The sequence below is a fragment of the Acinetobacter sp. YH01020 genome, from assembly GCF_013420275.1.
Lineage (GTDB): Bacteria > Pseudomonadota > Gammaproteobacteria > Pseudomonadales > Moraxellaceae > Acinetobacter > Acinetobacter amyesii.
In genome coordinates, this window is record NZ_VOYN01000111.1 from 1 (window position 1) to 2,263 (window position 2,263).

Below are 2,263 nucleotides of genomic sequence, written 5' to 3' on the forward strand. Positions count from 1 at the left end.
CAGAGTTAGAACCTCAATATTACCAGGGTGGTATTTCAAGATTGGCTCCACCGAAACTAGCGTCTCGGTTTCAAAGCCTCCCACCTATCCTACACAAGTAAGATCAAAGTTCAATGTCAAGCTGCAGTAAAGGTTCACGGGGTCTTTCCGTCTAGCCGCGGGTACACCGCATCTTCACGGCGATTTCGATTTCACTGAGCCTCTGCTGGAGACAGCGCCCCCATCATTATGCCATTCGTGCAGGTCGGAACTTACCCGACAAGGAATTTCGCTACCTTAGGACCGTTATAGTTACGGCCGCCGTTTACTGGGGCTTCGATCAAGAGCTTCGCTTACGCTAACCCCATCAATTAACCTTCCAGCACCGGGCAGGCATCACACCCTATACGTCCACTTTCGTGTTTGCAGAGTGCTATGTTTTTAATAAACAGTTGCAGGGGCCTGGTTTCTGTGGCTGCTCTCAGCTCAGGAAGCAAGTTCCATCACCAAAAGCAGCGTACCTTCTCCCGAAGTTACGGTACCATTTTGCCTAGTTCCTTCAGCAGAGTTCTCTCAAGCGCTTTGGTCTACTCGACCTGACCACCTGTGTCGGTTTCGGGTACGATTCCAGTGTAACTGAAGCTTAGAGACTTTTCCTGGAAGTATGGTATCAGCCACTTCACTGTACAAGTACAGCTTGCTGTCAGATCTCAGCATAGAGTACCCCGGATTTGCCTAAGATACATGCCTACATCCTTTCACCTGGACAACCAACGCCAGGCTGACTTAACCTTCTCCGTCCTCTCATCGCATTACACTGAAGTATTGGAATATTAACCAATTTCCCATCGACTACGCCTCTCGGCCTCGCCTTAGGGGTCGACTCACCCAGCCCCGATTAACGTTGGACTGGAACCCTTGGTCTTTCAGCGAACGGGTTTTTCACCCGTTTTGTCGTTACTCACGTCAGCATTCGCACTTCTGATACCTCCAGCAGACTTCTCAATCCACCTTCATCGGCTTACAGAACGCTCCCCTACCACTTACACTAATGTGTAAATCCGCAGCTTCGGCATATAGTTTTAGCCCCGTTACATCTTCCGCGCAGGCCGACTCGACTAGTGAGCTATTACGCTTTCTTTAAAGGGTGGCTGCTTCTAAGCCAACCTCCTAGCTGTCTATGCCTTCCCACATCGTTTCCCACTTAACTATAATTTTGGGGCCTTAGCTGGCGGTCTGGATTGTTTTCCTCTTGACTACGGACGTTAGCACCCGCAGTCTGTCTCCCGGATAGTACTCATTGGTATTCGGAGTTTGCATCGGTTTGGTAAGTCGGGATGACCCCCTAGCCGAAACAGTGCTCTACCCCCAATGGTATTCGTCCGAGGCGCTACCTAAATAGCTTTCGGGGAGAACCAGCTATCACCGAGTTTGATTAGCCTTTCACCCCTATCCACAAGTCATCCCCTGGCTTTTCAACGACAGTGGGTTCGGTCCTCCAGTTAGTGTTACCCAACCTTCAACCTGCTCATGGATAGATCACCCGGTTTCGGGTCTACACCCAGCAACTAAACGCCCTATTAAGACTCGATTTCTCTACGGCTCCCCTAATCGGTTAACCTTGCTACTGAATGTAAGTCGCTGACCCATTATACAAAAGGTACGCAGTCACCAAACAAGTTGGCTCCCACTGCTTGTATGCATGCGGTTTCAGGATCTATTTCACTCCCCTCACAGGGGTTCTTTTCGCCTTTCCCTCACGGTACTGGTTCACTATCGGTCAGTCAGGAGTATTTAGCCTTGGAGGATGGTCCCCCCATATTCAGACAAGGTTTCACGTGCCTCGCCCTACTCGACATCATTATCTAAGCCCTTTCGTGTACAGGACTATCACCTACTATGGTCGCACTTCCCAGAGCGTTCCACTAAAGCTTAGATAACTTAATGGGCTTTTCCCCGTTCGCTCGCCGCTACTGAGGGAATCTCAATTGATTTCTTTTCCTAAGGGTACTGAGATGTTTCACTTCCCCTCGTTCGCCTCATAAACCTATGTATTCAGTTTATGATACCCGCCTTATAGCGGGTGGGTTCCCCCATTCAGAAATCTCCGGATCACAGGATATTTGCCGCCTCCCCGGAGCTTATCGCAGGCTATTACGTCTTTCATCGCCTCTGACTGCCAAGGCATCCACCACATGCACTTAATTACTTGACTATACAACCCCAAACAGTCGTTTGATCCTACAAGTAGATCAACCAACATTACAGTTTAGAGCTTCGTGAA

At 49.4% G+C, this 2,263-nt stretch carries 1 rRNA gene; it reads right to left on the reverse strand.

From position 1 onward, the window contains the following. Positions 1 to 2,194, reverse strand: a 23S ribosomal RNA gene (locus FTT85_RS18280); the annotation flags it as partial. Between the last annotated feature and the right edge of the window lie 69 nt (positions 2,195 to 2,263).